Here is a 26,568-nt window from a genome sequence, read left to right on the forward strand (position 1 = left end):
GGGGATACGAACACAAAACCGTCTGCCACAGCCGCGGGGAGTATGCCCGTGACGAGGACGGTGACGGCTTCCATGAGATCCATGTCAACACGATGGAAGGCTTCTGGTCATTGCTGCGTTCCTGGCTGCGACCCCATCGCGGGATCTCGCAGGAGAAATTACCGCTCTACTTGGGCTTCTTTCAGTTCGTCCACAATACACGGATTCGCGGAAAAGGGTTGCTGACTCCGCTGTTGGCATTGCTCGTGTCATAACAACTCGGGGACAGTCCGGAACCTATATTGAGCCTGAGCCAAAATCCCGTTGACACATTGAAAAATAGTGCATCACGAATCCGTGATCTGACCGGATGGTCCGCATCGTCACATAGTTGGCGTGTGATGTGCGACGGCGGCCCGTAGGGCAACCTTTCTTCATCTGCGTAGAAGTCCATGATCTTTTGGAAGAGGCCGCTTACCTCTAGCTGAAAANCTCCCGCCGCAGTTGCCAACAAGCCGGTGGACGCAAACCATTTCCCCGCTGTGGCTGCTCCAATACCGAGAAAATAGAAAGTAGCTACAAATGTCGCCAACATTGCCGATAGCAGAATCGCGAAGGCAATACGCTCGAATGTCTTGAATACCATTGCGGATTCTCAGGCCTAACGTGCAGGCTAAAAGCGGCGCGCGCTCGTTTTTGAGCCGAAGGTTAGGCTTTTCTTCTTCATGGCGGATCGAATTAAGTAAACTGTCCCGGAGTTCGCTCACAGTTCGTCGATAATCGCTTGGATGGCTTCGATCTTTCCGGCAGCATCGAGCTTTTTCTTCTTCGCAATTTTCTTGATCTCGGACAGTGCCTCTTGCTGCCTCAAGAGCCGCGAGATAATACCATTGATCATGGGTATGACATCTTGACTTTCAAAATATGTTGTGCAAATCGCTTGTCGTTCGTTGACTTCTTTAGTGATGTTAAAACTTATCACAGACCCTTCTGCGAGAGATTTCTCCAATTCTTCGGCAGATACCGTTGAAACATGCTCATGAGTGTCATCATGAAACGGCTTTGTGCTGGGGCCTCTGTAAACCTTCATGACTGTCTCTCAGTTGTTGCGCCTAATGCACGATGCCTGCCAGTTACTACGAACCCCGATGGCGCGCGCTCGCTCTTTGGCCGAAGGTTAGGGGGCGCATGGGTTAAACTCGGGCGTCCAAACAGCCTCAGGCCAATTCCATGCCGCCAAGACTGGCTCCAATGGGATTACAGATACATCTGGTGGATTTTCAATAGCGTCTTGGAGCCACGCAACTCGGTTTTGGCGAACAAATACTGCTACGCGTTTTTGCCAGTCATGCGCAATCACATGTTGCTGCTGCAAATGAGGAATTAGAAAATTCCACCACTGCACTTGGCGATTGTTGATGCGTGGCACAAGAGCGGCCAGATCCCATGCCGTGGAAACCTCGACGACGCAAACCAACTGATCTAATGGACGAATAGCAACGAAATCTGGACAAGCAAACTCACCCCCATTATCGTCAACAATGGAGCACTGGTGCACGACAAAGGTTGCTCTGTTGGCAGTCAGGTAGTGCATTACCGCTTCTTCATAACGATCCATATGTGAGCCCCTAACGTGTTCTAGGTTGGCACGGGCCAGCGACGTGCAAGCCCGCCACGGGCCACTAGGGTTCTAGGCTGAATCCCGCCGACCGCCCAGGCACATCGCCTCACCGCAAGTGCCCCACCCGCGCCCTGCCGAGGCCGCCCAGGAGCTCGGTGTTGCACATCGGCTGCCGGTCCACGCACAGCCCATCGCCCTTCGATGTGTACTTTCTGCGTCTCGCTGCTGTCTTGCAAGGGGCGTTTTGTGATCTGGATCATAGTTTCCGCAAATACCTGATGTAAAACGCTAGATTCCAGGCAAACCTCCGCCGGGCGCTTGCCATCCGACCCTGCATCCGGAGCGGATGCGCCCTTGGTATGTCCGTCGCGTTGAAGGGTTCCTGAAGGCTGGGCGTCCCGTGTCACTGCGAGTTCCGAGTTCCGGGGACAGTTTACATATCTCTCCGACTGGCACAGGGACCGAGTTGAGTAAACTGTCCCCAGAATTGGAATTCCCGACCGCCGCCGAACGCTTTTTCGGTCGTAGCCACCCGCTGCTGTTCGAGTTGGTGCTCGCCCGTGTCTCCCAGCTTCCACCCGTGCGGCACCGACGACCGCGTGTCCCCAAGCCCGCCGGCCTTGATCATCATTCCGGCCACCTCGCCGACAACGAGGCGGCTGGTCCGCACAGCGGACTCTTGTATGTTCTGTTCCCAGGGATTGACAACGAAGGTTGAGACACGGATGTTGCGTAGAGCGCACGGGAAGCGGTCGGACCCTTGTAAGTTGAGGCGCCCGCCGCCAGTCTGGGATGAAGTCACAGTACGCCCCGGACGGGAAAAGACGGCCACGGATTCCAGCATCAATGAAAACGCTGAGACAAACAAATGACAACTGGTAACCGGCACCATCATGCAGGACGATCTTTTTGATACAGCGAAAATGCGTTCTGACGGCACGGTTGTCGAAGTGCTTGCGGACGGAAGTGAACGCGCGTTTCCGGAACAACCGATGCGCCCCATGACAGAGGCAGAGATTGAGGCCGCGGCGGCAGCCGATCCCGATGCGCGCCCCATGACCGCGGACGAACTAAGAAAGGCCCGGCGTATTCCCCGAATCAAGACGCTGCGCCGCGCCTTGGGACTCACACAAGAAGAGTTTGCGGAACGTTACCATGTGCCGCTTGGGATGCTGTGCGATTGGGAACAAGGCCGCACGGAGCCGGATCAACCGACACGCGCTTACTTGACCGTGATTGCCCATGATCCTGACGGGGTGTGCCGCGCCTTGCAGCACTCGCAACCCACCTGAAACACTTAGCGGCTGCCATGCCCACCGCTCCTACGCCCGGTCGGCTGCGCCGGTCCGTCCGGTACGGGGGTGGCCGGATTGATGATCAAGACCGCTACCGGGTTCAGTCGATCCACGCGGCAGGCCCCGGCAGTTGCTAAACTCGCTCCAACCCAACCTTCCGGATATTGCCATGGCTGCAATCACCTACACCGAAGCACGTAAACACTTCGGCGAGACCATGGACCGAGTGATAGACGACCACCAGCCGGTCGTCATCACGCGGGCAAACGGCAAGAATGCAGTCTTGATCTCTCAGGAAGACTTCGATGCCTGGCAAGAGACTGCCTATTTGCTGCGTTCCCCGGCAAATGCCGCAGACCTGCGGCAAGCACTCGCCGAGCTTGGCGAGCGGCGCGGTTTGGTCCACCATGATCTGATCGAGCAATGATCTGCTTTCGTGAGCGCGCCTGGTCCGACGATCTCTATTGGTAGCAGACCGACCGCAAGATCCTTAAACGCATCAATACCTTGATTCGAGACATCGAGCGCGATCCCGCCGCTGGAATCGGCAAACCCGAGGCACTGAAGCACGAGTTCTCCGGACTCTCGTCACGCCGCATCAATGACGAGCACCGGCTGCTTTACACGTTCATGGATGACGAATTGGTGATCGTCCAGCGCCGGTATCAGTATTAAGGGGAATGGGAGCCAGGCTCTAATGGCACCGACCTAAGCAGATGCCCGATGTAAATCATTTTGTTATAACGCAGGCATCCGCCTTATCCCTGCCCATCGGCCAATTTCTCCAACAGTTGCTCGGTATTTGCATCATCGGGGGGATTGGCGGTCGCCCAGGCCAGGGCGCGCTCCAGGTCGGCGGCGGCTTTGGACTCGTGCAGCCAGCGCTCGTTGTCCGGTAGGACCGTGACGGTGCGCACCAGCCATACGCCGGGTTCCTGTTCTTCGACGAGCACTTGGCGGCCTGCGTATTTCTTGCCGAGCAAGATCTGGCCCTTCGCGCCGATCACCTTAACGGCCGATCGGGTTGAGGTTGCAACCATGGTCGCCTCGTTTCGGGTTGTTCGTCTTTAGACACGGTACCACTTGATATGGCGACCATCAAGGCGCGAGCGAGAAACGGCGCATAGTAGTCTCGGCGCGTAGCGCTGCAGCGAGGCCGATGGTCCGCGGAGCGGACCCTACGGATCGCGGTCTAACCGTGGGGTCCGCTGTGCGGACCGACGCGCCCGGCCGGAACGATGATCGAAGCCCCTGCCCCGCTTCTTCGCAGCCTCGCGGACTGTGACCGGCCCCGAGTTCTTCGGAAATCACCTTAGGCGTCACGCTGTCGCTCACGCCGCCTTGAGCATGAACTCAACTTTGACGGCTTCGTATGGGAACTCGACCTGTCCCGACGCGGTACGATCGATCACTCCGGCCTTGCGCAGCGCGGTGAGATCACTGTGAACGGCCTTGATATCGCGGTTCACCCGCTTCGCCGCCTCGCGGACTGTGACCGGCCCCGCACCGCACAGCGCTTTCAGTAACTCCCATCGTTTCGCGGTGAGGACCTTCCACAATAGCTCCGGCGTTGCAAAGGAAATGCGGGCCTCCTCCTTCGCCTTGCCGGTCTTCCACACATCAACGAAGTCCTGCATCGCTTCTTCGGGATCGCGGACATCAAGAATCACGGTCTTCACGATGGATTTTCCTTGCTTCACGCAGAAAGTCTTGAACCAGCTTGTCCGGCGACTCGAACACGTAGGTCAGTTCTTGCGTCTGCTGGAGTACTGTTGACCGGTGTCGCACCAGGCGCTAAATTCTAGTCAGACTGACTAGACAACAGGTGAAGCGATGAACAGCACTGGCGCAGACGGACCCTCCCGCCGGGGCAATTCGAGCTATTGGCAACTTCAGGATGCCAAGGCCCGGTTCAGAGATGTGGTTCGCCGGGCCGTGGAGCAGGAACCTCAGCATGTGACAGTCAACGGCGAGGAGCGCGCCGTGGTCGTCTCGGCCCAGGAGTACGACCGTCTCACGGGCCACCGCTCGGGGCATGAACTGGTGAAGCTGCTCGCGGAATCGCCCCTTGCGGAGGTCGAATTCGAGCATCCGCGGAACGGCGCGCCGAGCTGCACCACTGGCTGACCCAGCGGATGCGGCCGCTGTTCGACCGGCGGGCACTACCGGTCACGGAGGACATCCTCCGGCAATGGCGCCTGATGATCGAGGTCGGACGCAAACGCGGCCAACCCTTCAGCCACCCGGATATCCTCATCGCCGCCACGGCGGCCCAGCACGGGCTGACTGTCGTGACGCGAAACACCGGCGAATTCGCCGCGGCGGGGGTGGCGTTCTTCAATCCATGGGAAGCCTGATACCGCTCCGAGACCGAGCAAGGATTGACCGGCTAACGGCCATGGAAAAGCGCATCAGCCACCCCCGAAGTAGAAAGTCCGCCGTGGGAGCGGCCTCCGGCCGCGATGCGAGGCCGCGGTCACCGGCGACCCTGGCGCAGTTTGCGAGGTCCCATCGCGGCCGGAGGCCGCTCCCACGGGGTCGCCGCGCGCGGTTGTCCCACTTCGATCACCACGCACGGGAGCGCGGGCGTCTCGCCCGCGTGCGGGCCAGTGGGCCCGCGCTCCCAGAAACATAGGCGAACTGATGATCAAGGCCCCTCGCGGGGATCGTCACCGAATTACGATTACGACAACGACAACGACAACGACCGGGACGCCGAAGGCGCTCCCTGACGGCTTAGAGCGCCCAGCGCAGGATGGCGGCGACCGGCTGGCCGGGCTCCGGCATGTCGGCGGCGCGCACGGCCAGGACCTGGCCGCCGGAGCCGAGCACACGCCGCGCGACTTCGTCGGCGACGCCATAGCTGTCGGCACCCGCCGACTCGGCAAAGACGACACGGCCATCGGTCTCGTCGACGGTTCCGTGGACTGCCTGATCCATGTCGACGAGCAAGCTCCCCACCGCACCGTAGGTGGCTGCCCGCGCGGCTCGCACCAGGTCGGAGGTCGCCCGGTCCTCGTTGAGGCGGGCACGATACAGGTCCTGCCAGTCGGCGATCTGCGACTGGTGGAGCGCGTCGAACACTTCGCGGGCGGCAGTCGCGAGCTCAGCGTCGCTGAGCCGTTCGGGGTTCCCCTCGATACCCTGCGCGACCAGGTGCGGATAGGTGTTGACCGAGCGGTAGATGGCACCCAAACCCTCCACCGCGGCCAGCACCAACGGGAGGCCGCTGCCGGCCAGCAGCCCGCGCAGGGCGGCATCCACCTGGCGCGCGTACTGGCGCAGGCGCACCTTCTTGCCCTCGCTGCCGCCGATGCGACCGCTATAGGAGCGGGTGGCGATGCTGGCTTTCCCTACCGAGGACGCGGCGTCGGTCGGCATTCCGGACACGGGAACCGCGACCGCCGGCAGATCGCCGGACACCTCGACCAACCGCACGCTGCCGTCCGCCAGAGCAAGCACATAGCCGGCATTGCAGAAGCTCGTCGAGCGCAGCAGCGGCTTGAGGTGAAAGCGGTCGGACACCTTGACCATCGGCTCGAGGGTATTCGGCACCCGATAGGTGCGCAGGTTGTCCGGAGTGGCGAAGATGACCAGACCCTTGGCCTGGTAGCGCCAGAAGTCGTCGTCGTCGACCAGATCGTCCAGCTCCTCGGCCAGCGGGCCAACCCGGCGCTTATCCGCGCCCGCGGCCTCCAGTTGGCTGATCGCCTCCTTCGCCAGATTCTTCAACTGGATGCGGTCCGCGTCGGTGTCCAGGGTCACCGGCGTGGTCGGCAGGAACAGGGAGACTCCGATGTCCCCACGCCAGGCGGCGAGATCGGCATAGTCATTCGCGGTTGGGATATCGAGATAAAGCATGAGACCTCCGAGCGGGTTCTGGCTGCGTTCTGCGAAATGGCTTCTCGCCTCAGACGACTGCCGGAAAAATACTATACCAAATCGCGAAGGATTTTCGTCCGCCTTCAAGGCGCGCCGGACAGAAAAAAAAACGGCGGCCCAGAGGCCGCCGTTTTTTTTATTTGGAGCGGGAAACGAGACTCGAACTCGCGACCCCAACCTTGGCAAGGTTGTGCTCTACCACTGAGCTATTCCCGCTTTAGAGCCCGTTATTTTACGAGTTAACTTGAGCCTGTCAAGCCCGATGCGCGATTTTTTTCTTTCTCCTCGGGGCGGGGGGTGACCTGCCCGGACAGACTGGGCCAGGCGGCACGCAGGTAAAGGACCATGGACCAGAGGGTCAGCACCGCCGCGACATAAAGCAGGACCAGCCCGAGGCCGTAGGCCAGCGAACCGACGATGGAGTCATGCAGCAACAGCAGGCAGATGGAGACCATCTGGGCAATGGTCTTGAACTTGCCGACGGCCGAGACCGCGACCTTGGCGCGGGCACCGATTTCGGCCATCCACTCGCGCAGGGCCGAGACGGTGATCTCGCGGCCGATGATGACGATAGCGGGCAAGGCGAGCAGTGCCCGCGGGTCCGCCTGGACCAGCAGCACCAAGGCCACCGCGACCATCAACTTATCGGCGACCGGATCAAGAAAGGCTCCGAGCGGCGAGGTCTGACCCAGGCGCCGCGCCAGGTAGCCGTCAAGCCAGTCGGTGAGGGCCGCCGCGCCGAAAGTCATGGTCGCCGCGTAGGGCGCCCAGGGCGCATTGATATAAAACACGGCGACGAACACCGGGATCAGGACGATCCGAAGCAAGGTCAACAGGTTAGGAGTATTCCACATTCGCAGTCGCACTCAGGGTCCGGGAGTGTCCAGGTGAAAGGCGTCATGGATGCGCGCCGCCAGTTCGCGGCTGATGCCCGCGACCCGCGCGATGTCCTCGACCCCCGCTCGCGCCAGGCCGCGCAGACCCCCGAAGGCCCGGAGCAGTTGTTGCCGACGCTTGGGGCCAACCCCGGCGATCTCCTCCAGAACCGAGGCGGTCCGGACCTTGGCCCGCTGTTGGCGGTGGCCGGTGATCGCAAACCGGTGGGCCTCGTCGCGAATCTGCTGCACCAGGTGCATGGCCGGTGAATCTGCCGGGAGTATAACGGGCGTCCCCTGCCCCAACAACCAAAGCTGTTCGGTACCGGGACGCCGGTCCGGTCCTTTCGACACACCGACCAGCAGGATGGCACCCAGCCCCAGCTCCTCGACAGCCTGCGCCGCCGCGCCCAGTTGGCCCCGCCCGCCGTCGATGAACACCAAATCCGGCACCGGATACTCACCCTCCTTGACCCGCGTGTAGCGCCGGGTCAGTACCTGGGACATGGCTCCATAGTCGTCACCGGGAACGATGCCCGCGATGTTGAACCGCCGGTAGTCGGAGGTGCGCGGACCGGCGTCATCGAACACCACGCAGGAGGCGACGGTGCGCTCCCCCAGGGTGTGGCTGATGTCGAAACACTCCATGCGCCGCGGCAGTTCCGGCAGGTCCAGGGCCTCGCGCAGCGCGGTGAGCCGCCGGGCATAGCCGGCCTGACTGCCGAGCCGGGACTTGAGTGCCACCTGCGCGTTGCCCCGCGCCATCTCCAGCCAGCGGGCGCGCTCCGCCCGCACCCGCGACTTGATCTGGACGCGGTGCCCGGCCTGCTCGGCCAGGGCCGATTCCAGCAGATCCAGATCGTCGGGCTCGGCCGAACAGACCAGTTCGACCGGGATCTGCTTGTCTACATAGAACTGGGTGAGGAAGCCGGCGATCAGCGTGCCCTCATCGGTCTCCTCCGGCGCCAGAGGAAAGAACGCCTTGTTGCCCAGATTGCGTCCGCCGCGGATGAAGAAGACCTGCACACAGTGAACGCCGCCCTCCTGGGCCGCGGCGATGATATCCAGGTCGCCGCCCTCCCCGCTCACATACTGGCGCTCCTGAATCCGCTGCAGAGTCGCGATCTGGTCGCGCAGGACCGCGGCCCGCTCGAAAGCCAGATCGGCGGCTGCCTGTTCCATCGCGGTGGCCAGTTCGCCGATAACTTCCTGGGTGCGCCCGTCCAGGAACTTGATGGTATAGGCGACATCCTCCGCATAGACCGCCTCGCTCACCAATCCGACACAGGGTCCGGTGCAGCGCTTGATCTGGTATTGCAGGCAGGGCCGCGAACGGGTGCGGTAGAAGCTGTCCTCACACTGGCGGACGGGAAACAGCCGCTGCAGGAGTTGCAGGGTCTCGCGCACGGCCGAAGCGCTGGGATAGGGTCCGAAGAAACGCCCCGGCCCCTTGCGCGAGCCGCGGTAAAAGGCGAGGCGCGGAAAGGGGTCCTGGGTGCTCAGGTGAATGTAGGGGTAGCTCTTGTCATCACGCAACAGGACGTTGAAGCGCGGCTTCAGCGACTTGATGAGGTTACTCTCCAGGAGCAGGGCCTCGCCCTCGGTGCGGGTGACGGTGACCTCGATGTCCGCGATCTGACCGACCATGACCACCAGACGCTGGTTCAGCGCCCGGCTGAAATAGCTGCCGACCCGGCGCTTGAGGTTCTTGGCCTTGCCGACATAGAGGACGGTGCCGGCCGCGTCCAGCATCCGATAGACACCGGGGCTCTGGGGAATCTGCGCCAGCCGTTCACGCAGGTCCACGGGCGCGCCGACCGGCTCCGGCACCGCATCCAAGTCAGCCGCCGCCATGACCCGTGGCGGCACCGCCCGGCTGATCGCTGATCAGGCCATAGCGAAAGGCCAACCGGGTCAGGTCGACATCGGTATGCACACCGAGCTTATCGTAGATACGCTGGCGATAGGTGCTGACCGTCTTGGGACTCAGCGAGAGTGTGTCTGAGATGTCCTGCGTGCGGCGACCGTCCAGGATCATCAGGGTGACCTGAAACTCCCGCGAGGACAACTCGGTGAAAGGGCTGGCCGTCCCGCCCTGCCAATCCGCCAACATGCGCGCCTGCGCGACCGTGGAGTCGATGTACGGACGGCCGCCGGCCACCAACCGCACCGCCTTCACCAACTCGTCGGCCGGACAGCCCTTGGTGAGATAGCCCATGGCCCCGGCCTCGCGCAGTTGGCTCGGAAAGGGGTCATCACCGAGCACGGTCAGGGCGATCACCCGGCAGCTCGGCAGTAGCCGCAAGATCCGGCGGGTCGCCTCGATCCCGCCCATCCCGTGCGGCATCTGCAGATCCATGAGACAAATGTCCGGCATCAGTTGCTTCGCCTGCTTGAGCGCCTCCTCGCCGCTTTCGGCTTCGCCGACCACCTCGATCTGGTCCTGCTCTTTGAGGATCAGCCGCAACCCCGCACGAAACAGTGCGTGGTCATCGACGATGAGTACCTTGATCATGGTCGGGTCTCTCGGGGGACGGTTTCGGCAATGCACATCGGCCTGCGGGCGCCCTTATGGTACACAAGGGATGCTGAGGGCTAAAGCCATCAACACCGGAGATATCGCGACCTCAATCAACCCAGACCCGCGCGTTTCGGAAGAGCCGCAGCCAGGGCCCGTCCGGGCCCCAGTCGTCCGGCCGCCAGGAGTGCTGAACCGTGCGGAAGACCCGTTCCGGATGGGGCATCATAATCGTCACCCGGCCGTCCGTGCTGGTGAGGCCGGCAACCCCCTCGGGTGAACCGTTCGGGTTGGCCGGGTAGGTCGCGGCGACCGCACCGTCATTCTCCACATAACGCATCACCACGCCGGCACGGGCCGCCGCCAACTGCGCGGCATCGCGAAACTCCGCCCGGCCCTCCCCATGGGCGACGGCGATAGGCATCCGTGAACCCGCCATGCCGGCCAATAACACCGAGCGGGAGTCCGCCACCTCGACCAGCAGGGTGCGCGCCTCGAACTGCGCGGAGCGATTGCGCACGAACCGCGGCCAATGGCCGGTTCCGGGGATCAGCTCGTGGAGATTGGAGAGCATCTGACACCCGTTGCAGACGCCCAGGGCGAAGGTGTCGGACCGCTCGAAAAATGCCTGGAACTGATCCCGTGCCCGCGCGCTGAAGAGGATGGTCTTGGCCCAACCCTCGCCGGCCCCAAGGACATCGCCGTAGGAGAAGCCGCCGCAGGCGGCCAGGCCGCGGAAACCGGCCAGGTCGACCCGCCCGGCCATGATGTCGGACAGATGCACGTCCACACACGCGAAACCGGCGGCATGGAAGGCCGCCGCCATCTCCAGTTGGCCGTTGACACCCTGGTCGCGCAGGATGGCAATCGGCGGCCGTGCCCCACGCTCCAGGTAGGTGAACGCGATATCGTCTTCCGGATCGAAGGTCAGGATGGCGTTGAGACCCGGGTCCGGGGCCGCAATCCGCGCCTGCGCCTCGGCGACGCACTCCGGATTGTCGCGCAACGCCTGCAGCCGCAGACTGGTTTGCGACCAGCGTGCCTGGAGGCTCGCCCGCGTGGCGCGGTAGACCTCGGTCTGACGCCGGTGGACGCGAATCGCATCGCCCTCGTCCAGGGTGCCGATGACCAGGCTGTCGTCCCCCAGACCATGCTGGGAAAGGATCAGCAGGGCCTCATCGGTATCGGCGTGACAGACCTGGATCACCGCTCCCAGTTCCTCGCTGAACAGGGCCGCCAGGTCGTCCGGCCCAACCGGCGCCAGGTCCAACTCGAACCCGCAGCGGCCGGCGAAGGCCATTTCGCACAGGGTGACGAAGAGACCACCGTCGGAGCGGTCGTGATAGGCGAGGATCAGACCCTCGGCACGCAACTCCGCAATCGCATCGAAGAAACGCCGCAACAGGTCCGGGTCATCGAGATCCGGTACGCCATCGCCGACGGGATCGCCAAGCTGCGCGTAGACCTGCGCCAAGGCAGAGCCGCCCAGCCGATTCCGCCCCTGACCCAGATCGATGAGAATCAGGTCCGTGTCACCCTGATCGGTGCGCAACTGCGGCGTCAGCACGGCCCGCACATCGGTCACCGGGGCGAAGGCCGAGCAGATCAGCGACAGGGGCGCGGTCATGGAGCGCGCCGCGCCATCAGGCCCTGTCCAGACCGTCTTCATGCTCATGGAATCCTTGCCTACCGGGATGCTGATCCCGAGTGCCGGACAGAGTTCCAGGCCGACGGCACGCACCGTCTCGTAGAGTCGGGCGTCCTCCCCCGGGTGACCGGCGGCGGCCATCCAGTTGGCGGACAGCTTGATATCGCCGAGCCGCGCGATGGGCGCCGCGACGATGTTGGTGATGGCCTCCGCCACCGCCATGCGCCCGGACGCCGCGGCGTCCAGCAAGGCCAGCGGCGCGCGCTCGCCCAGCGCCATGGCTTCGCCGGTGAACCCCCGATAATCGCTGGCAGTGACCGCGCAGTCGGCGACCGGCACCTGCCAGGGCCCGACCATCTGATCGCGCGCCACCAGGCCGGTGATGCTGCGATCCCCGATCGTGATCAGGAAGGTCTTGTCCGCCACCGCGGGCAGCGCGAGCACCCGGCTGATCGCCTCGTCCAGGGCGATGGCCGCCAGCGCGAGCGGCGTGCGCGGCGGCGTCACCCGTTCCACCTGACGATGCATCCGCGGCGGCTTGCCGAACAGCAGTTGCATGGGCAGGTCGATGGGAGCATCGCCGAAATGCGCGTCAGTCAGACTGAGATGGTCGCTCGCCAACGCCTCACCGACCACCGCATAAGGACACCGCTCGCGTTCGCAGATGGCCTTGAAGGTCTCCAACTGCTCGGCGGCGATGGCCAGGCAATAGCGCTCCTGGGCCTCGTTGCTCCAAATCTGCATCGGTGTCATGCCCGGCTCGGCATTGGGCACCAGGCGCAGCTCGAAGCGGCCGCCGCGCCCGGCGTCGTGCACCAGCTCCGGCAAGGCGTTGGACAGTCCCCCGGCGCCCACGTCGTGGATGAACAGGATGGGGTTGGCCTCGCCGCGGGCCCAGCAGCGGTCGATGACCTCCTGACACCGGCGCTCCATCTCCGGGTTGGCGCGCTGCACCGAGGCGAAATCCAGATCCGCGGCCGAACTGCCCGAGCTCATGCTGGACGCTGCCCCGCCGCCCAGGCCGATCAGCATCGCCGGTCCGCCGAGCACCACCACGGGTGTGCCGGCCGGCACCGGCCGCTTGGCGATGTGCTCGGCGCGGATGTTGCCGATACCGCCCGCCAGCATGATCGGTTTGTGGTAACCGCGCGGCTCCGGAGCACCCTCCGGCCCCGGCACCGATTGTTCATAGGTCCGGAAATAGCCGGCCAGATTGGGCCGCCCGAACTCGTTGTTGAAGGCGGCGGCTCCGATGGGTCCGTCCAGCATGATCTCCAACGCCGAGCAGATTCGCTCGGGCCGCCCGTGATCCTGCTCCCAGGGCTGTTCGAAGCCCGGAATACGCAGATTGGAGACCGAAAACCCGCACAGACCGGCCTTGGGCCGGGCGCCGACCCCGGTGGCACCCTCATCGCGAATCTCACCGCCCGAGCCGGTGGCCGCCCCCGGGTCCGGGGCGATCGCGGTCGGGTGGTTGTGGGTCTCGACCTTCATGAGGATATGGATGGGTTCTTCGTGCTCACCGTAGACCCCGGTCTGCGGGTCCGGCAGGAAGCGCCGCCCGTCCCAGCCCTCCATCACCGCGGCATTGTCGCGGTACGCGGAGAGCACGCCGGCAGGCGCCGACTCGGTGGTGTGGCGGATCATCCGGAACAGCGAGTGTGACTGAGGCAATCCGTCGATGGTCCAGTCCGCGTTGAAGATCTTATGGCGACAGTGCTCCGAGTTCGCCTGGGCGAACATCATCAGCTCCACATCGGTCGGGTCGCGCCCGAGCGCCAGAAAGCTCGCCGTCAGATAGTCGATCTCGTCGTCGGAGAGGGCCAGGCCGAGTTCGCCGTTGGCGCGCACCAGGGCGGCACGTCCGCCGGCGCGCAGCCCTACCCGCGTGAGTGGGCGCGGGACCGTGTGTTCGAACAGGCGCTGCGCATCCGCCGGATCGTCCATGACGGTCTGCGTCATGCGATCGTGCAGCACGGCCGCCGCCCGCGCACGGTCCGCCGCGGCCATGGCCGGCTGATCCAAATCCAGGTAGAAGGCGGTCCCCCGCTCCAGCCGGCGTACTGCCGCGAGCCCGCAATTGGCCGCGATATCCGTCGCCTTGGACGACCAGGGCGAAATGGTTCCGGGTCTGGGGACCACCAGGATCAACTGTCCGACCGGTGCCTGGCCCGGCAGACTTGGGCCGTAGCTCAGCAAGCGCTCCAGGACCACAAGTTCCGCGGGATCCAGCGGCCGGTCGAGATCGACGAAGTGCACGAACTCGGCATACAAGGTCACGGGCCTGCCGAGCACCGCGGCAATCCGCCCCGCGAGCTGACTGAGTCGAGAATCCGGGAGCGCAGGGGCTCCGCGCAGGACGAGCATGGTGGGCTCCCAATCGATGAGCGGGACCAGAGGATGGCAGAGTCGCGATGATAACCGAAGCAGCCGGGCGCGCGATGCACCGCGGCGCGCGGCCAGCAGTTCCAAATTTGGGTGGCCGCCGCCAACAGCGTGCCGGCCGCGAGGCTGATGGTGGATGCGCTGCGCTTATCCACCCTACAAAACCGGCTCCGCTGTAGGGTGGATAAGGCGCGCCGCTCGGTGTCAGGGGCCAGGCACCGCGGTCGCGCGCGCCGCATCCACCAGGGATCGCGCGATGCCGCCTAAATTGGGTGGCCGCCGCCAACAGCGTGCCGGCCGCGAGGCTGATGGTGGATGCGCTGCGCTTATCCACCCTACAAAACCGGCTCCGCTGTAGGATGGATAAGGCGCGCCGCTCGGTGTCAGGGGCCAGGCACGGCGGTCGCGCGCGCCGCATCCACCAGGGATCGCGCGATGCCGCCCAAATTTGGAATTGCTGGCGCGCGGCCGGGCATCGGACTGACGTACCCTGAGGTACCCTGGTGTGGCCAACAAACCCCGCTTCAGAAGATCAAGACGGGTTTGCGACGTGCACGCAGCGCATAGTCGGCCAGGTAATCGGTGTAGGCTTGGGCCGGCTCCAGAACCCAACCGTTGTACGGCTGCGCATCCCCTGGACGCGCATGGCGCGGCGGGGCATCTTCGCTCAGCGTGAGCCGCAGCAGCGCCGACTCCCCCACCACGCGCACATCGGGCCGCACCTGGGAGTCGAACGCCCATTCACGCAGCCTGGGACCAATCGCCTCGAGAATCCGCGCGGCGCTGACATACTCAGCCAGGGCACCCATCAGCAGCAACCGCTTGTAGTCAACCTCCGGATGGAAACCCGCGCGCCCGTAAGCGGCCGTGCCGGCCAATTCGTCCCGGCCGTCGAGATAGACGAACAGATCGTGCAGGGACTTCCAGGTTCCGGGCGGCGCCGACTCCCCGGTGCGGACCGCAGACTCCACCGCATTCCCCAACCCTTTGAGGAGTTGCCGCAGCACCCACTCCCGATAGACCCCGAAGCTCGCCTGGCCGGCATAACGGGGCTGCCCCAGGTCCACCAGAAGGCGCTGAAGATTGCCGCACCAGGAACAGATCACGCGCTGTTCCGGGGTGAGCGACCGGGTCAGGGCCGGGGTCTGGTTCGCGGTCCCGGCCGACGGGGTGAACCCACCCGCGTCACGGGGCCGCCCGGCACAGAAACCGGACCGGGGACCAACGGATTGGATCGCATCGACCTCATCCTTCAGGTCACGGAGCATGGCGAGGCGCAGCTCCGGCGCGATGACCTGGTCACGAATCTGGTACAGCGCGAGCAAGGCGGGGGGCGGTGCGGCGCGCGCTTCGCGTGGGTGCGGCCGTTCGAGAGAGACGGTCATGGCCGCGCCCCGGGTGCTGCCGGCACCGCGACGGCGGGCGCACGAGGGGCTTCCGACCGACTTCGGGACACCACCCGGCGGGCGGGAAAAACGCGCCGATCGGAATTCATGAGGGCACCCATTCTTATGATTGTTCGCGGGCTTAGGCGTCTATCACGGGCGCTGCACACCCTGGCACCGCCCGACCCTATGAGTCTGGACGACTCCCCCCAGTCCCTCAAGGATGACTCCTTCGAACTGCGACCGGCGTCACAGGAAAGCCGCGGATCCGCGGCTGTCGCGCCCGCGCGGCCGGCAGCACGGCGAATACGGCCGAAGTCCGGGTTCGAGTCCTCACCTTGAGTTTGCCGCCCCAACCCCAAGCATTGCCCGGTCACTCACCCACCGGACCGCCCCATGCCAGACGACTTCACCCCCCAGAACGAACTCGAACGCCGACTCATCGCCGCTCAGGAAGGCCAGATCCCGCCCGAGGAATTCATCGCGACCCTGGTGGGTTCGGAGGTCTTCATGCCCGTTTATGAGAAACACCAGATCGGCGGACTCCAGACTCAGCAAGCCGCCCAACCGCTCAAGCTCACCGGGGAGGACGGCAACGAGATCCTGGTCCTCTTCACCAGCCCGGAGCGGGCCAAGGGCTTCGTCAAGGACTATCCGGGCTACGGCGGCGGTCTGGTCGCGGACTTCACCTGGATACTGGAAAAGCTTGGCATCGGCTATGCCATCAGCCTCAATCCAGGCCTCCCCGTCGGCATCGACTTCGAGGCCCAGGACGTGGCTCAGATCGCGGGTAGGGGGCGGCCGAACTGAGCGAAGCGAACAATCACTCACAGCAATTTGACCAGCGCGGCCATCACGCCGACCTGAGCAAACATCAGCGGAATCAGCCACATCAGTAGGCTATTGCGACTGCGCTCAATGGCGGTCGTCACTTCGCCGCGTAGTTGCTCGATTTGGGTTTTGACCTCGCCGCGCAATCGCTCGACCTGCAACGTGAGATCCGCGCGCACTTGCTCGATCTCTTTCTGAAGCCGCAGTTCGGTCTCACGCAACTGCTGGTTAGTGACGAGATCCGGCAGGTGCGGATAACGCTCCTCCAGACGTTCAAAGGCCGCGGCAATCACCCGCGCCCGCGCGCGCTCGTCCGGCGCACTGGCCAGGGCTTCATACAGTTCGACGACAGAACCCATGGGATGCATTCCTCCTGAGGAAATAAGATGGAGGCAGTCGGCAGTCTATCCCAAATTCGGGACCTAAGCTGGCGCCACGCCGTCACGGCCAGCAATTCCAAATTTGGGCAGCATCGCGCAGCCCCCTTGGTGGATGCGGCGCGCTCGACCGGCGTGCCGGGTCCCTGACACCGAGCGGCGCGCCTTATCCACCCTACGGCGGGGCCGGTTCTGTAGGGTGGATAAGCGCAGCGCATCCACCATTGGCCTCGCTGCCGACACGCTGTTGGCGGCGGCCACCCAAATTTGGAACTGCTGCCGTCACGGCACCGCGTCAGGGATGATCAAGACCTCAAGCCGGTGCGCGATTCCACCCCAACCCCAGCGGATCGGCCGGGTTCACATGATCCATGAAGGGTAAGCACCGGTCGCTGTGGGTGATCTGATAGACCAAGCCCATCCAGTTGCCGATCACGCCCTCCGCGGTATCGTGCCAGGTGTTGTCGAGACGGAAGACGATATGGTCCTCGGGCAGGCGCGGCGGTTCGCGGCCGGCGGCCAGGGCGGCGCGGACGCGCTGCGCGTGCTCATCGAGAATGGCCTGGGACTGCACGGTGAAGTAACCCTCAGGGAAGGGTGGATAGTCGCGCCGCGCGCCGGCTGCGAAGCGGTTGACCTCGCGTTTGTACTCTTTGAGCAGCGAGATGGTGTCGTACTCGGGGTGTCCCTGGAAGAGGACCTGACGAATGCCGTCGGCGCTGACCGCCAGATGGACCCCGGCCCGCTCGCCCTCCACCAGCACCCGCAATCCGGCAGCGTCGAACTGGGCGCGGCTGATCTCATTGAAACGCGAGTGGGGAACATCAAACAAGGTGTTGACGTTGCCGACCAAGGGGTGGGCACGATTGACCACCCGATGCGGAAAGACCCCCCACCGTTTCTCGCCCAGCGGCTCCCGGCGTTGACCGTAGCGAAACTGAAGCACCGCATGGGTCGCGAGACAGGAGCACAGGGTGGAACTGACGTTATTCCAAGCCCAGTCGACGACCTCGATCAGCGGCCCCCAGAAGGGTTCGGTAGAGAGATCGGGACCGGTTACATTGGCGCCGGTGATGATCAGCGCATCCAACCCCTCGGAGCGGATCCGCTCAAAGGTGCTGTAGTAACGCTGGATATGGGCGCGCGCCGTCTCCGCCCGCGCCAAGGCATCCAGGGTGAAGGGGTGCACGTAGAACTGGGCGATCTGATTGCTGTGTCCGATGAGCCGGAAGAACTGACGCTCGGTCGCCTCCAATGCGGCGTCGGGCATCATGTTCAGCAGGCCGATGTGCAGTTCCCGAATGTCCTGCTGAGCGGCCCGCACCGGGTCCAGGATCTGGTGACCGGCAGCCCGCAGGTGGCTGAAGGTGGGAAGTTCGTTATGGGCAACGATAGGCATGGCGGCGGCTCACTGAAGGGGATCGACTCAGGTCTGGAGGCGGTGATTCCGGGACGGACCGCGTCCGTGAATGCTCAGCCCCGGCTGGATCAGCCGGCGTCCGTCGGCACGCTGTCCGCGCGCGCGATGGCCCGTTCCAGGAGTTCCAGGAAATCCTCTTCGTCGCGGATCAGGGCCACTTCCTCCGAGGAGACCGTGTAACCATGGGGCCGCGCAATCGCCTCGTAACGCGGCACCCGCGAATGGAACAGGCGGGGGAACACCCAGCGGGTGAAATCATCCGGATCGATCTCGGCCACGTACTCGAGCGCTCGCGCCGGCAGGTACTCCGCAAGCGCGGCGCTCAAGAACTCCGGCCGATAATACAGCGGCTTGGGGTCCGCCTGAGCACGTTTGATCAACTTGATCTCATCCGCCTCGGGCACCCGGATGTAGAGGATCAGGCTGTGCCTGGCGAGCAGCGAGATAACCCGCGGTTCGTCCAGCTCGCACAGGCTCCCGCCCACGTCGTTGACCAGGTTGGCGTAACCGTAGATCTCCTGCGCCTTGCGGATGAAATCCGGCACGTCGAACATGGCGGCGATCTCCGCCTCGCGGTAGAGCGCCTGACGGCGGTTGAACTCGGCGAGCGGCAAGCCGCCGAGTTCCGGGTTACCAAGCTTGCCGACGAAACTCAGGACCGGGCCCAGATCGTTCACCTTGATATTGTTACGAATGAAGATCCAGTCGCTGCGCAGCAGGTCGCGCAGGAAGGGATCGCGCATGGCATGGGCCTTGATCAGGTCAAGGATGTGCTCGTCCAGATAACGGGTGCCGATGCGGTAGTCCCCCGAATAATGGAACCAGTCACTGCGCCGCAACAGGGCGGACAAAAAGGTCTTGCCAACCCCGGACATGCCGAGCAGGGTGACACACTTATGAGGCCAGGCTCGGAATTCCTCGACGGTAAACTTCATAGGGCTGCTTCGCGTGGGTGGATGGCGCCGTTGACCGCAAAGGCACGGCGGTGCTCAAGCAGCAGGATGGTAATGCAGGGCGACCTCGGCTGACCAGGGATCGGGCGACCCGCTTGTCCGCTCAAAAAAAGCCCCCGGATTGACCGGGGGCTTATGTGATTTCCGGAACACCGGATACCGCCAACCATCGGCTCGGATGTAGGTGCGACTTCAGTCGCACCGATTCGGACGCAGGTGCGACTGAAGTCGCACCTACACACCGGTATCCAAATTATCGGAAACCACCGTAAGACGCAGGGCAGGACAGTTAGTTCCGACTCAGACTCAAGGCACGCTCCGGCCGCGTGAAGTTGTGGCAGGCAGCGCAGTCCTTCTTCTTGTCCTGCACGTGACGGTTGTGCACCGAGGCGAAGGCGCGGCCCTCGGTTTTGTTGCTGTGGCACTGACCACAGATGGCATCCAAATTGCCGTTGAGTGTGGTCACGCGGGTGCCGATGACAGCGCTCGGAGCGGTGCGCAAACCATAGCCCAGATCCTTCATGACCATCCGCGCCGGTCCGCCGGTGAGCGCGGCATGGCAGGAACCGCAGCCCGCGTTCTCGCCGCCCAGCGCGTTGTCCTCGGGCTCGACCCCGTGGTTGATGGTCTGGTACGTAAACACCGGAACCGTGGTCGTGCGGGGCGGCATTTCCAGCGCGCCGGGGACACCACCGCAGACCGTGCTGGTCGCCGCGTTCGGTTCATCCAAACCCAGACCCACCGCGACCGCGCGGCAGAAACTGCCGGTGCGGAAGAACTCGAAGGTGGAGTGTCCGACGAAGCTATTGGTGCTGTCGTTACGTGCCAGCTTGCCCCAGTGCTTCTTCATCGGGTAGAGCTTGGCTGTACTGCTCGCCACGTCCCCGTTGGGCATTCCCAAGGCGTAGGCACGCGCCCCGGGAGCAAGGCCGCGATAAAAGTTCGCCGCGAGCGTCGTGTCCAGGGGCACCGTCGGAATGCCGGTGAGCGACTCCTCCAGGTACACCACTTCGGATTTGCCGTCGAACCAGGTGTAGCTGGGAATCAGCGCGGCGCTCCCCAGGCCGCCCTTATCCTCGCGGGGCAGCCAGCCGCCGCGCCCGTTACAGGCCGAATCGGACGGATGCGGGTCCTGCCAGTCACGGGCGATCTCGGTACCGACCGCCGCCTTGGCGTAGGACGGGATGTGACAGGTCTGGCAGGCAACTTTCATGGCGTGCTTGTCTTTGCTGGAGCCGCTGGTGGCACTGTAGTCGCCATGGGGGCGGCTCGAGTGACAACCGCCGGTCTCGCAGGTGAAGCGCTCGGGCACGTCGTTGGCCCGCAGGTCGAGACCGCGCCCGCGGACCCGGTGGCTTTCACCATTGGCGCCGGTCGCGTTGTGACAATCAGAACAGGTCAGGTCGGCGCCCGCCGGGCTCATATGCAGGTCCACCGTGACCGTTGGATTGATGTTCTCCTTCGACAGATCGCCGCGCTTGGCACCATCGGCCCCGGCCGCCCCGGCATGGCAGTTGAGGCAGGACTGGCGGGTAGTGGCATGGACGTTTTGCGCCGCCGCCAGGGTGGTCAGCGGCATCGGAGTCATGGGGACCGCCGCGGGGAGTGTGTCGCTGCCGGCCGGTTTGAACAGGAAATCGCCGGCCAGGCTAACGTTCGGGATACCCTGGAACCCGGTGCGTACCACGGTGTCGCCATCGGAGCGAACCAGGTTGCCCGCGGCGTCCTCGGTCAGATTGAGCAGACTGAAGCTGCTGAAGCCCTGCCCACCGGCGGTCCAGTCCGGGAAGCGTTTATAGACTTCCTGATGGCACATGAGACAGTCGATGTTCGCCAGTTGGACATTGGCCTGCGCGGACCCGACGGGCAAGTCTTCAAAGAGCGACTGCGCCATGGGGAACCGCCCATTGCCCACATGGCAACCGGCGCAGGTGAAGCGCGGGGAGTTCTCGTGGGTGCCGCAGTAGGTATTCATGCCGGTCGCCACCAAGTCGCCCGCCGCCTTGGCCGGCCGCTCGCCGGCCGCCGCGAAGTTGGTCGGAATATTGGTGACGTTGGGGAAGGCGCCGCCCTGCTGGTAGTGAACCGAGCCGTGCATATCACGCGCCTCGCCTTCATGGCAGGCGACACACACCGCGGGTCCGGTATAGGCCGTGATGCTGCAATGCTCCGCGATCGGCGCGGTGCAGGCAACCGGTGCCGTGATGGTCGCGGTGGTGGTGGACACGGCCGAGGTCCCGCCCCCGTTGTCCGTGACTCTGAGGGAAACGGTATAGGTGCCGGCCGCCGAGTAAACATGGCTGGGATTGGCCTGGGTGCTGCTGGTGTTGTCACCAAAGGTCCAGGCGTAAGCGGCGATGGTGCCGTCCGGATCGCTGGAGCCGGCGCTGCTGAAGCTCACGGCGATGCCCGTGGTGCCGCTGTAGGGGCCATTGGCATTGGCGGTCGGAGCGATATTACTCGGCGCCTTGGGTGCACAGGTGGACGGTGCGCTGCTGACATTGCGCTCGGCTGTCTGCCCGTCCGCCTGGATGACACGCACCCGGCACGGAACGGGGCTTGGTTGCCTGGCGGCGATGTTCCAGGCGCCGGTCGAGGTGGTGGTGACGTTACCCAAGATCTGGGCTGGGTTGTAGGCGTTGACCAGCGTCACTCGCGTCCGTGGCGTGCCCACCCCAATGACCCGCACCAAGGTATTTTGGTTACTCCATGCCGCGCTGCTGATGCTGAGAACGGCGGCGGCCGCGGTCTGCATCCAGACCGGAGCAAGCCCCGCCAGGCACAGCGCCGCAATCAGGAGACTCAGGCTCCATGGGCGCCACCGGGATCGCTGCTGTACTGTTCGTGGTGTGCGCTGGACGCGCGACGGTTTGGGGGTCGTCATGGGGGACTCCTCTCATTCAGGTGCGGGCTGGAACCTCCGTGGATCACCGGACAAGTCCTCCTGAAGATGAGCCCAACAAGACCAGCGGTCGGTGTCGGGCAAGGCCGGCTGTCGCACCAACGCTACCACCAGGCGCCTTAAGAGATCCTTAAGCCCAACGGAGCATGTGGTTTGACTCCGGCAGCCGCGGGGAAGATCAGATCCACGCGCAGCCCCGCCCCGTCCTCGCCCTCGCCCAAGGCGATCTCGATACCGTAACGGTCACAGATACGCCGCACGATGGCGAGCCCGAGCCCCGCGCCAGGCTCGGGCTGGCCGGCGGGCCGGTAGAAGCGGTCGAAGACCCGTTGCCGGTCGCCTTCCGGGATACCGGGACCGGAGTCAGTCACCCGCAACAGCAGGTGCTCGCGCTGCCGGAGGACCGCAACCCGAACCCGGCCCCCGGGCGGCGTGTATTTGATCCCGTTTTCTATCAGGTTGCCGACCAGCACCTCCAGTACCGTCGCCGGGACCGGTACCACACAGGGATCGCCGTCCGGCAACACGGCGGTCAAGCCGATCGTCCGCGCACCTGCGGCGGTCTGTCGGTCGGTCACAGCCCGAGCCGCGGCTTTGGCAAGCGACGCGAAACCGCGCCCACTCACGCGATGAACGTCATGTTCGTCGTCCTGGAGGCGCGCCAGCGTCAAGAGTTGCGCGATCAGATGGGTTGCGCGATCCACGCCCTGGATCAGTTGCTCGAGCGCCGCGCTGCGCTCATCCGGTGCGGTGCTGCGCTGAGCGATCTGGGCATAGGTGCGGATGATAGTAAACGGTGTACGCAACTCGTGTGAGGCATCGGCGGCAAAGCGCCGCTCGGTGGCCAGCGTCTGATGGAGACGTTCCATCAAACCGTTCAGGGCCTCGGTCAGCGGTCGAATCTCCGTCGGGACACTCTGCCCATCGATCGGTGCCAGGCGCTCGGCGGAACACTGTCCGATGTCGCGGGCAACCCGCTGCAACGGGCGCAGGCCATCGCTCACCGCCCACCAGATAAGGAACACCGTCAAGGGCAGCGACCACAGAATGGGCTGCAATGCGTGGATCGTCAGAAACCGGATCATCTCCTGGCGGATCGTATAATTCTGAGCGACGAACACGACCTCTCCGGGCAGGGCGCCGGGAAGACCAAAAACCCGCCACTGAGCCCCACCAAGGGACTGATCCGAGAACCCGGTGGTCGGCGCCAGGGGCTGCGATGGCGCGGCACCAAAACTGGCGATGAGTCGATCCCCTTGCCAGCGCTGGAAACTCAACTTGAACTCATAGGGATGACCCACGGGTGACAGTTTTTGGGGGGCAGCAGCGGCGACGGACAAAGGGCCGACCAGGGTCAGTTCATGCAGCACCCGGGCCGTCTGCGCCAACTGGGCATCCAGGAGTTCCGCGATCTCATGACCCGATCGATCAAGCGAAATCAGGGCCACCGCGACCCAGACCATGACCCAGATGCCCAGCAGCGCAAGCAGCAGCCGTCGGCGAATCGACGTCATGACCCTGGGATGCAGACCAGTTGGTAGCCAACCCCGCGCACCGTGAGAATTCGCTCCCGGCCGAGTTTGCGCCTCAGGTGATGGATATGAACTTCCAGCGAGTTGCTCTCGACTTCGCCCTGCCAGCCGCGGGCCGCGGCCTCAAGTCGGGCGCGCGTGACCACGCGGTCGGGGTTTGCGATCAGGGCTTCCAACAGCGTGTACTCCATCGGGGAAAGCGACAGCGCCTGCCCACCCAAGGTCGCCGCGCGCTGAGAGGTATCCAGGGCCAGGTCCCCGACCTGCATCACCGGCGAGGGATGACCACGACCACGGCGAGCGAGCGCCCGCAACCGCGCGCTCAGTTCGTCGAGATCGAACGGCTTGACCAGATAGTCATCGGCCCCCGCATCCAGGCCGGAGACCTTGTCGGCGGTAGCATCGCGGGCGGTGAGGATCAGCACGGGCAGGACCGAGCCCGCGCGTCGGATCTCACGCAACAGCGAGAGCCCGTCGCGACCGGGCAGACCCAGGTCCAGGATCAGCAGGTCGAAGTGCTCCAGACTCAGAGCATGCAGGGCAGGCTCCGCGGCCCGCACCCAATCGGCCGCAATGCCGTCTTGGGCCAGCCCGGTGCGCAGCCCCGCCCCCAACAGCGGATCATCTTCGACGATCAGGACGCGCATTGCAGTTGGAGGGAATCACCCGCCAGATGGGCAATGCGCGGTTCGGTCAGGCGTAACCGTCCACCCCATCGCGAACCACGGAACCGGCCAGGCGACGATCCCATTCAACGCGGCGGCATCCCTTGCTGCCGATGCTGAGCTTGGGCCGCGGTGAACTCCTGGGGATCGACCCGACCGTCGCTGTTGCTGTCGATGGCGCCGAAGGTCGGGGCATTGGCCAGGTTACGCATCGCGTAGCCTTGTTGTGCCCGCTCCTGGATGCGCTTGCCCTTCGCCTCATTGAACTCCTGCTCGGTGAGGCTGCCGTCCCCGTTCAGGTCGTAGTCGGCGAAAGACGGCAGGTTGCGACCCATGCCGGGACCCATCCCCATGCCAGGCCCGCCCGCCCCCATGCCGGCGCCAGAGCCAGGACCCATGCCGGCGCCCGCCCCCGGCCCCATCCCGCGTCCCTGCATACGCGTCTGCTGGGCCTGGGCGAACTCATCCGGCATGAGTTTGCCGTCGCCATTCAGATCGAACTCCGCAAAGGAGGGTGCGTTGGCTGCCCCCCGCATCGGGGCACCAGCCGCCGCCCGCGCGGCCATACGCTGCGCGTGGGTCGTCTCAAACTCCTGCTGGGTGACGACGCCATTGCCGTCCTGATCGAACGCCGGAAACGACATGGGGCCGCGTGGCGGCTGATTTGCCGTCTGTGCGTTCAGCAGCGGGGCCGCGGCTGCCAGGGTGAGGGTCAAAGTCAAGGTGCGGGTCAAGTACTTCATCATTCGCCTTCGTCAATCTCGTGGTGCATAGTCCGGGTGGCCGCTCGTGTCCGCTAAGCGGACAGGGGCCACCCAAGGGTTCAAACTCACACTATAGAACCATAACGCTGGGGCCGTCCGTCGCCGATCTGCCGACGGCAAGGCGCCGGCGCCGGCACTCAGCGGACCAGCCGATCAGTCGTCATCGTCGTCCTGCTCCCCGGAGTCGTGCTTCGCCCGTGCGTGTTCGTCCGCACGATCGTCGCCTTCGCCGGCATCCCGCCCTTCCCGACGCCCGTCGGCATGCTCAGCGTCCTCGGCATCGCCGCCCCGGTGGCACTCGACGCAGTTCTCGTAGTCACGGATATCCTCCTCCAGATGTTTCTCGCGAATGCCGGAACGGGTGTGCTCATGACAACCGTAGCAGGTATAACGACTGTAGTCGTTGCCGACATGGCAGGTATTACAGGCTGCCTCGTGGTCACCCGTGAGACTGAACAGGCCCTCGTGGTCGAAGGTCGCGGGGGTCCAGGCCGCTTGGCCATGGCACTGACCGCAGTTGCCGACGACGCCTTGATGCATGCTGTCCAGCGGGGCCTGGTGACAGCCGCTGCACTGATCGCGGCGGGCGACTTTCAGCAGCCCATGGGAGAACCGACCGATGGGGTGAAAGACCTGCACGCCCTTGTGATCACTGTGACAAGCGACACAGTCTTGCTCGGTCAAGTCCTGATGGAACGGGGGAAACTTCCGCTCGTCGGCGATCGACAGGCCCTTGGTGGTCACCAGGCCGATCTCAGTCGGCTGGTGGCACTTGACACACTGGCTGGGCGTGCTGCCGATGAAGGGCTGATGGCAGGCAAAGCAGTCGGTCGCAAAGGCCCGGTGGGCCGGCATGACCTGACCGGGCGCGACCAGGTGCTCAGGCCAAACCACCGCAATCAGCAACAGGACCACCAGATTGGCGGCAACCAGAAAGAAGACGGCCCGCTTATTCATTGCCATTGCCAGAAAAGCAAGATGCTGAGAATGTGCGCAAGCCCCAAGACGCCGAAGGCCAGCGTGATGGGGAAATGCACCGTCCGCCATTGCTTCATGACGTCCACCGTCACCGCATCCCAAAAGACTTCCCGGTCAACCTCGGCCGCACTATCCCCGTGCCGGGTATGGAACTCCCGTTTTTCGCTCAATTGGCGGCGTGAGCGGCCGAGCAGATACTGTCCGGTCATTCCGCTGGCCAGGGTGACCAGCATGGCCAGCAGCGCCAACCAGGGCAGGATCGCGTAGACATGGACACCGGCGTGGACCAGGATCATCAACGCCCCCACCCAGGTCAATACCTCGTGCAGTTGCAGCAGCGTCTTCGGGTTACCGGAGTGGATCAGCTTGCGCTTGCGCATGGAATAGAAAAACGACAGCAGGATCAGGATGGTTCCGGGGATGCCCAGATAACGGCCGATCCAATAGAGGCCGTAAGCGTGCAATAAGGCATCGGTGATCGCGGTCGCGACGATCAGCGACCCGAACATCAGAACGAACGGCAGGACTTCCTTACGAAGAATGGAACGATTCATCTTG

General features: G+C 64.2%; 26 protein-coding genes, 1 tRNA gene and 1 pseudogene. 8 read left to right on the plus strand and 20 right to left on the minus strand.

Going from position 1 to position 26,568, the window contains the following annotated elements; translation table 11 throughout:
- On the plus strand, window positions 1–254 hold a 254-nt coding region (locus A39O_RS0112895), incomplete at its 5' end, for a transposase (RefSeq protein ID WP_020505078.1).
- Between the two features lie 488 nt (window positions 255–742).
- Here the strand turns inward: A39O_RS0112895 and A39O_RS40745 are convergent.
- Both A39O_RS40745 and A39O_RS40750 read right to left on the minus strand, forming a co-directional pair.
- Window positions 743–1,069: a hypothetical protein gene (locus A39O_RS40745; RefSeq protein WP_157640048.1), complete on the minus strand. Its 327-nt coding sequence runs from the start codon at window positions 1,067–1,069 to the stop codon at window positions 743–745.
- Between the two features lie 87 nt (window positions 1,070–1,156).
- Window positions 1,157–1,597 (minus strand): hypothetical protein, encoded by a 441-nt coding sequence (locus A39O_RS40750; protein ID WP_157640050.1) that lies wholly within the window; start codon window positions 1,595–1,597, stop codon window positions 1,157–1,159.
- 469 nt (window positions 1,598–2,066) lie between these two features.
- On the opposite strand from A39O_RS40750, the gene A39O_RS40755 reads away from it, so the two are divergent.
- The 4 genes and pseudogenes from A39O_RS40755 to A39O_RS33325 form a co-directional block, all read left to right on the plus strand.
- Window positions 2,067–2,318 (plus strand): hypothetical protein, encoded by a 252-nt coding sequence (locus A39O_RS40755; RefSeq protein ID WP_157640052.1) that lies wholly within the window; start codon window positions 2,067–2,069, stop codon window positions 2,316–2,318.
- Between the two features lie 175 nt (window positions 2,319–2,493).
- Complete coding sequence (locus A39O_RS0112910; protein ID WP_020505081.1) at window positions 2,494–2,892, plus strand: helix-turn-helix domain-containing protein; 399 nt, start codon at window positions 2,494–2,496, stop codon at window positions 2,890–2,892.
- 172 nt (window positions 2,893–3,064) lie between these two features.
- Complete coding sequence (locus A39O_RS0112915; protein ID WP_020505082.1) at window positions 3,065–3,322, plus strand: type II toxin-antitoxin system Phd/YefM family antitoxin; 258 nt, start codon at window positions 3,065–3,067, stop codon at window positions 3,320–3,322.
- Between the two features lie 56 nt (window positions 3,323–3,378).
- Window positions 3,379–3,570, plus strand: a pseudogene (locus A39O_RS33325) (Txe/YoeB family addiction module toxin); the annotation flags it as partial.
- 83 nt (window positions 3,571–3,653) lie between these two features.
- Here A39O_RS33325 and A39O_RS0112925 read toward each other — a convergent pair.
- Together A39O_RS0112925 and A39O_RS0112930 are read right to left on the minus strand one after the other, a co-directional pair.
- Window positions 3,654–3,935, minus strand: a complete 282-nt coding sequence (locus tag A39O_RS0112925; protein ID WP_040527795.1) for a hypothetical protein — start codon at window positions 3,933–3,935, stop codon at window positions 3,654–3,656.
- Between the two features lie 291 nt (window positions 3,936–4,226).
- Window positions 4,227–4,574 carry an HVO_A0114 family putative DNA-binding protein gene (locus tag A39O_RS0112930; protein WP_026199376.1) on the minus strand — a complete coding sequence of 116 codons (348 nt, stop codon included), beginning with the start codon at window positions 4,572–4,574 and terminating at the stop codon, window positions 4,227–4,229.
- A gap of 154 nt (window positions 4,575–4,728) precedes the next feature.
- Between A39O_RS0112930 and A39O_RS0112935 the strand changes: the two genes are divergently transcribed.
- Both A39O_RS0112935 and A39O_RS0112940 read left to right on the plus strand, forming a co-directional pair.
- Window positions 4,729–5,022, plus strand: coding sequence for a type II toxin-antitoxin system Phd/YefM family antitoxin (locus A39O_RS0112935; RefSeq protein WP_020505086.1), 294 nt, complete (start codon window positions 4,729–4,731; stop codon window positions 5,020–5,022).
- 8 nt (window positions 5,023–5,030) lie between these two features.
- Complete coding sequence (locus tag A39O_RS0112940; protein WP_020505087.1) at window positions 5,031–5,252, plus strand: PIN domain-containing protein; 222 nt, start codon at window positions 5,031–5,033, stop codon at window positions 5,250–5,252.
- Between the two features lie 379 nt (window positions 5,253–5,631).
- Here A39O_RS0112940 and A39O_RS0112945 read toward each other — a convergent pair whose 3' ends face one another.
- The 7 genes from A39O_RS0112945 to A39O_RS0112975 form a co-directional block, all read right to left on the minus strand.
- Window positions 5,632–6,756, minus strand: a complete 1,125-nt coding sequence (locus A39O_RS0112945; RefSeq protein ID WP_020505088.1) for a baeRF11 domain-containing protein — start codon at window positions 6,754–6,756, stop codon at window positions 5,632–5,634.
- Between the two features lie 162 nt (window positions 6,757–6,918).
- A tRNA-Gly gene (locus A39O_RS0112950) sits at window positions 6,919–6,993 on the minus strand.
- A gap of 23 nt (window positions 6,994–7,016) precedes the next feature.
- Window positions 7,017–7,631, minus strand: a complete 615-nt coding sequence (gene pgsA / locus A39O_RS0112955; protein WP_051088809.1) for a CDP-diacylglycerol--glycerol-3-phosphate 3-phosphatidyltransferase — start codon at window positions 7,629–7,631, stop codon at window positions 7,017–7,019.
- Between the two features lie 12 nt (window positions 7,632–7,643).
- Entirely contained in the window at window positions 7,644–9,506 is a 1,863-nt protein-coding gene (gene uvrC, locus A39O_RS0112960) for an excinuclease ABC subunit UvrC (protein ID WP_020505090.1), read from the minus strand.
- The gene (locus A39O_RS0112965; protein ID WP_020505091.1) at window positions 9,493–10,167 is read right to left on the minus strand and encodes a response regulator; all 675 of its coding nucleotides are present in this window, start codon (window positions 10,165–10,167) and stop codon (window positions 9,493–9,495) included. Before A39O_RS0112965 ends, uvrC begins: the two co-directional genes overlap by 14 nt.
- Before the next feature lie 112 nt (window positions 10,168–10,279).
- Window positions 10,280–14,185, minus strand: coding sequence for a phosphoribosylformylglycinamidine synthase (gene purL, locus A39O_RS0112970; protein WP_026199378.1), 3,906 nt, complete (start codon window positions 14,183–14,185; stop codon window positions 10,280–10,282).
- A 542-nt stretch (window positions 14,186–14,727) separates the two neighbouring features.
- A complete protein-coding gene (locus A39O_RS0112975; protein ID WP_020505093.1) occupies window positions 14,728–15,588 on the minus strand; it encodes a hypothetical protein in 861 nt (286 codons plus the stop codon).
- 396 nt (window positions 15,589–15,984) lie between these two features.
- On the opposite strand from A39O_RS0112975, the gene A39O_RS0112980 reads away from it, so the two are divergent.
- Window positions 15,985–16,398, plus strand: coding sequence for an SseB family protein (locus A39O_RS0112980; RefSeq protein WP_020505094.1), 414 nt, complete (start codon window positions 15,985–15,987; stop codon window positions 16,396–16,398).
- Between the two features lie 17 nt (window positions 16,399–16,415).
- On the opposite strand, the gene A39O_RS0112985 is transcribed toward A39O_RS0112980, so the two are convergent.
- From A39O_RS0112985 to A39O_RS0113025, 9 genes are all read right to left on the minus strand, one after another.
- Window positions 16,416–16,778: a hypothetical protein gene (locus A39O_RS0112985; protein ID WP_020505095.1), complete on the minus strand. Its 363-nt coding sequence runs from the start codon at window positions 16,776–16,778 to the stop codon at window positions 16,416–16,418.
- A gap of 331 nt (window positions 16,779–17,109) precedes the next feature.
- Window positions 17,110–18,195: a homoserine O-succinyltransferase MetA gene (gene metA / locus A39O_RS0112990; protein ID WP_020505096.1), complete on the minus strand. Its 1,086-nt coding sequence runs from the start codon at window positions 18,193–18,195 to the stop codon at window positions 17,110–17,112.
- A gap of 89 nt (window positions 18,196–18,284) precedes the next feature.
- Complete coding sequence (locus tag A39O_RS0112995) at window positions 18,285–19,151, minus strand: hypothetical protein (protein WP_020505097.1); 867 nt, start codon at window positions 19,149–19,151, stop codon at window positions 18,285–18,287.
- 307 nt (window positions 19,152–19,458) lie between these two features.
- The gene (locus A39O_RS0113000) at window positions 19,459–22,053 is read right to left on the minus strand and encodes a PKD domain-containing protein (RefSeq protein ID WP_083924662.1); all 2,595 of its coding nucleotides are present in this window, start codon (window positions 22,051–22,053) and stop codon (window positions 19,459–19,461) included.
- Between the two features lie 137 nt (window positions 22,054–22,190).
- Window positions 22,191–23,585, minus strand: coding sequence for an ATP-binding protein (locus A39O_RS0113005; protein ID WP_020505099.1), 1,395 nt, complete (start codon window positions 23,583–23,585; stop codon window positions 22,191–22,193).
- Window positions 23,582–24,250, minus strand: coding sequence for a response regulator (locus A39O_RS0113010; RefSeq protein ID WP_020505100.1), 669 nt, complete (start codon window positions 24,248–24,250; stop codon window positions 23,582–23,584). Before A39O_RS0113010 ends, A39O_RS0113005 begins: the two co-directional genes overlap by 4 nt.
- A gap of 104 nt (window positions 24,251–24,354) precedes the next feature.
- On the minus strand, window positions 24,355–25,011 hold the full coding sequence (locus A39O_RS0113015; RefSeq protein ID WP_020505101.1) for an EF-hand domain-containing protein: 657 nt from the start codon (window positions 25,009–25,011) through the stop codon (window positions 24,355–24,357).
- A gap of 174 nt (window positions 25,012–25,185) precedes the next feature.
- On the minus strand, window positions 25,186–25,989 hold the full coding sequence (locus A39O_RS0113020) for a cytochrome c3 family protein (protein WP_020505102.1): 804 nt from the start codon (window positions 25,987–25,989) through the stop codon (window positions 25,186–25,188).
- Entirely contained in the window at window positions 25,986–26,564 is a 579-nt protein-coding gene (locus A39O_RS0113025; RefSeq protein ID WP_020505103.1) for a hypothetical protein, read from the minus strand. Before A39O_RS0113025 ends, A39O_RS0113020 begins: the two co-directional genes overlap by 4 nt.
- Window positions 26,565–26,568: the final 4 nt, after the last annotated feature.

The sequence above is a fragment of the Lamprocystis purpurea DSM 4197 genome (genome assembly GCF_000379525.1).
Taxonomy (GTDB): Bacteria; Pseudomonadota; Gammaproteobacteria; order Chromatiales; family Chromatiaceae; genus Thiodictyon; species Thiodictyon purpureum.

Coding starts and splice junctions, on each gene's coding strand:
- A39O_RS40745 (WP_157640048.1), bottom strand. CDS start 1,069: ATGAAGGTTTACAGAGGCCCCAGCACAAAGCCGTTTCATGATGACACT.
- A39O_RS40750 (WP_157640050.1), bottom strand. CDS start 1,597: ATGGATCGTTATGAAGAAGCGGTAATGCACTACCTGACTGCCAACAGA.
- A39O_RS0112910 (WP_020505081.1), top strand. CDS start 2,494: ATGCAGGACGATCTTTTTGATACAGCGAAAATGCGTTCTGACGGCACG.
- A39O_RS0112915 (WP_020505082.1), top strand. CDS start 3,065: ATGGCTGCAATCACCTACACCGAAGCACGTAAACACTTCGGCGAGACC.
- A39O_RS0112925 (WP_040527795.1), bottom strand. CDS start 3,935: ATGGTTGCAACCTCAACCCGATCGGCCGTTAAGGTGATCGGCGCGAAG.
- A39O_RS0112935 (WP_020505086.1), top strand. CDS start 4,729: ATGAACAGCACTGGCGCAGACGGACCCTCCCGCCGGGGCAATTCGAGC.
- A39O_RS0112940 (WP_020505087.1), top strand. CDS start 5,031: ATGCGGCCGCTGTTCGACCGGCGGGCACTACCGGTCACGGAGGACATC.
- A39O_RS0112945 (WP_020505088.1), bottom strand. CDS start 6,756: ATGCTTTATCTCGATATCCCAACCGCGAATGACTATGCCGATCTCGCC.
- pgsA (WP_051088809.1), bottom strand. CDS start 7,631: ATGTGGAATACTCCTAACCTGTTGACCTTGCTTCGGATCGTCCTGATC.
- uvrC (WP_020505090.1), bottom strand. CDS start 9,506: ATGGCGGCGGCTGACTTGGATGCGGTGCCGGAGCCGGTCGGCGCGCCC.
- A39O_RS0112965 (WP_020505091.1), bottom strand. CDS start 10,167: ATGATCAAGGTACTCATCGTCGATGACCACGCACTGTTTCGTGCGGGG.
- purL (WP_026199378.1), bottom strand. CDS start 14,185: ATGCTCGTCCTGCGCGGAGCCCCTGCGCTCCCGGATTCTCGACTCAGT.
- A39O_RS0112975 (WP_020505093.1), bottom strand. CDS start 15,588: ATGACCGTCTCTCTCGAACGGCCGCACCCACGCGAAGCGCGCGCCGCA.
- A39O_RS0112980 (WP_020505094.1), top strand. CDS start 15,985: ATGCCAGACGACTTCACCCCCCAGAACGAACTCGAACGCCGACTCATC.
- A39O_RS0112985 (WP_020505095.1), bottom strand. CDS start 16,778: ATGGGTTCTGTCGTCGAACTGTATGAAGCCCTGGCCAGTGCGCCGGAC.
- metA (WP_020505096.1), bottom strand. CDS start 18,195: ATGCCTATCGTTGCCCATAACGAACTTCCCACCTTCAGCCACCTGCGG.
- A39O_RS0112995 (WP_020505097.1), bottom strand. CDS start 19,151: ATGAAGTTTACCGTCGAGGAATTCCGAGCCTGGCCTCATAAGTGTGTC.
- A39O_RS0113000 (WP_083924662.1), bottom strand. CDS start 22,053: ATGACGACCCCCAAACCGTCGCGCGTCCAGCGCACACCACGAACAGTA.
- A39O_RS0113005 (WP_020505099.1), bottom strand. CDS start 23,585: ATGACGTCGATTCGCCGACGGCTGCTGCTTGCGCTGCTGGGCATCTGG.
- A39O_RS0113010 (WP_020505100.1), bottom strand. CDS start 24,250: ATGCGCGTCCTGATCGTCGAAGATGATCCGCTGTTGGGGGCGGGGCTG.
- A39O_RS0113015 (WP_020505101.1), bottom strand. CDS start 25,011: ATGAAGTACTTGACCCGCACCTTGACTTTGACCCTCACCCTGGCAGCC.
- A39O_RS0113020 (WP_020505102.1), bottom strand. CDS start 25,989: ATGAATAAGCGGGCCGTCTTCTTTCTGGTTGCCGCCAATCTGGTGGTC.
- A39O_RS0113025 (WP_020505103.1), bottom strand. CDS start 26,564: ATGAATCGTTCCATTCTTCGTAAGGAAGTCCTGCCGTTCGTTCTGATG.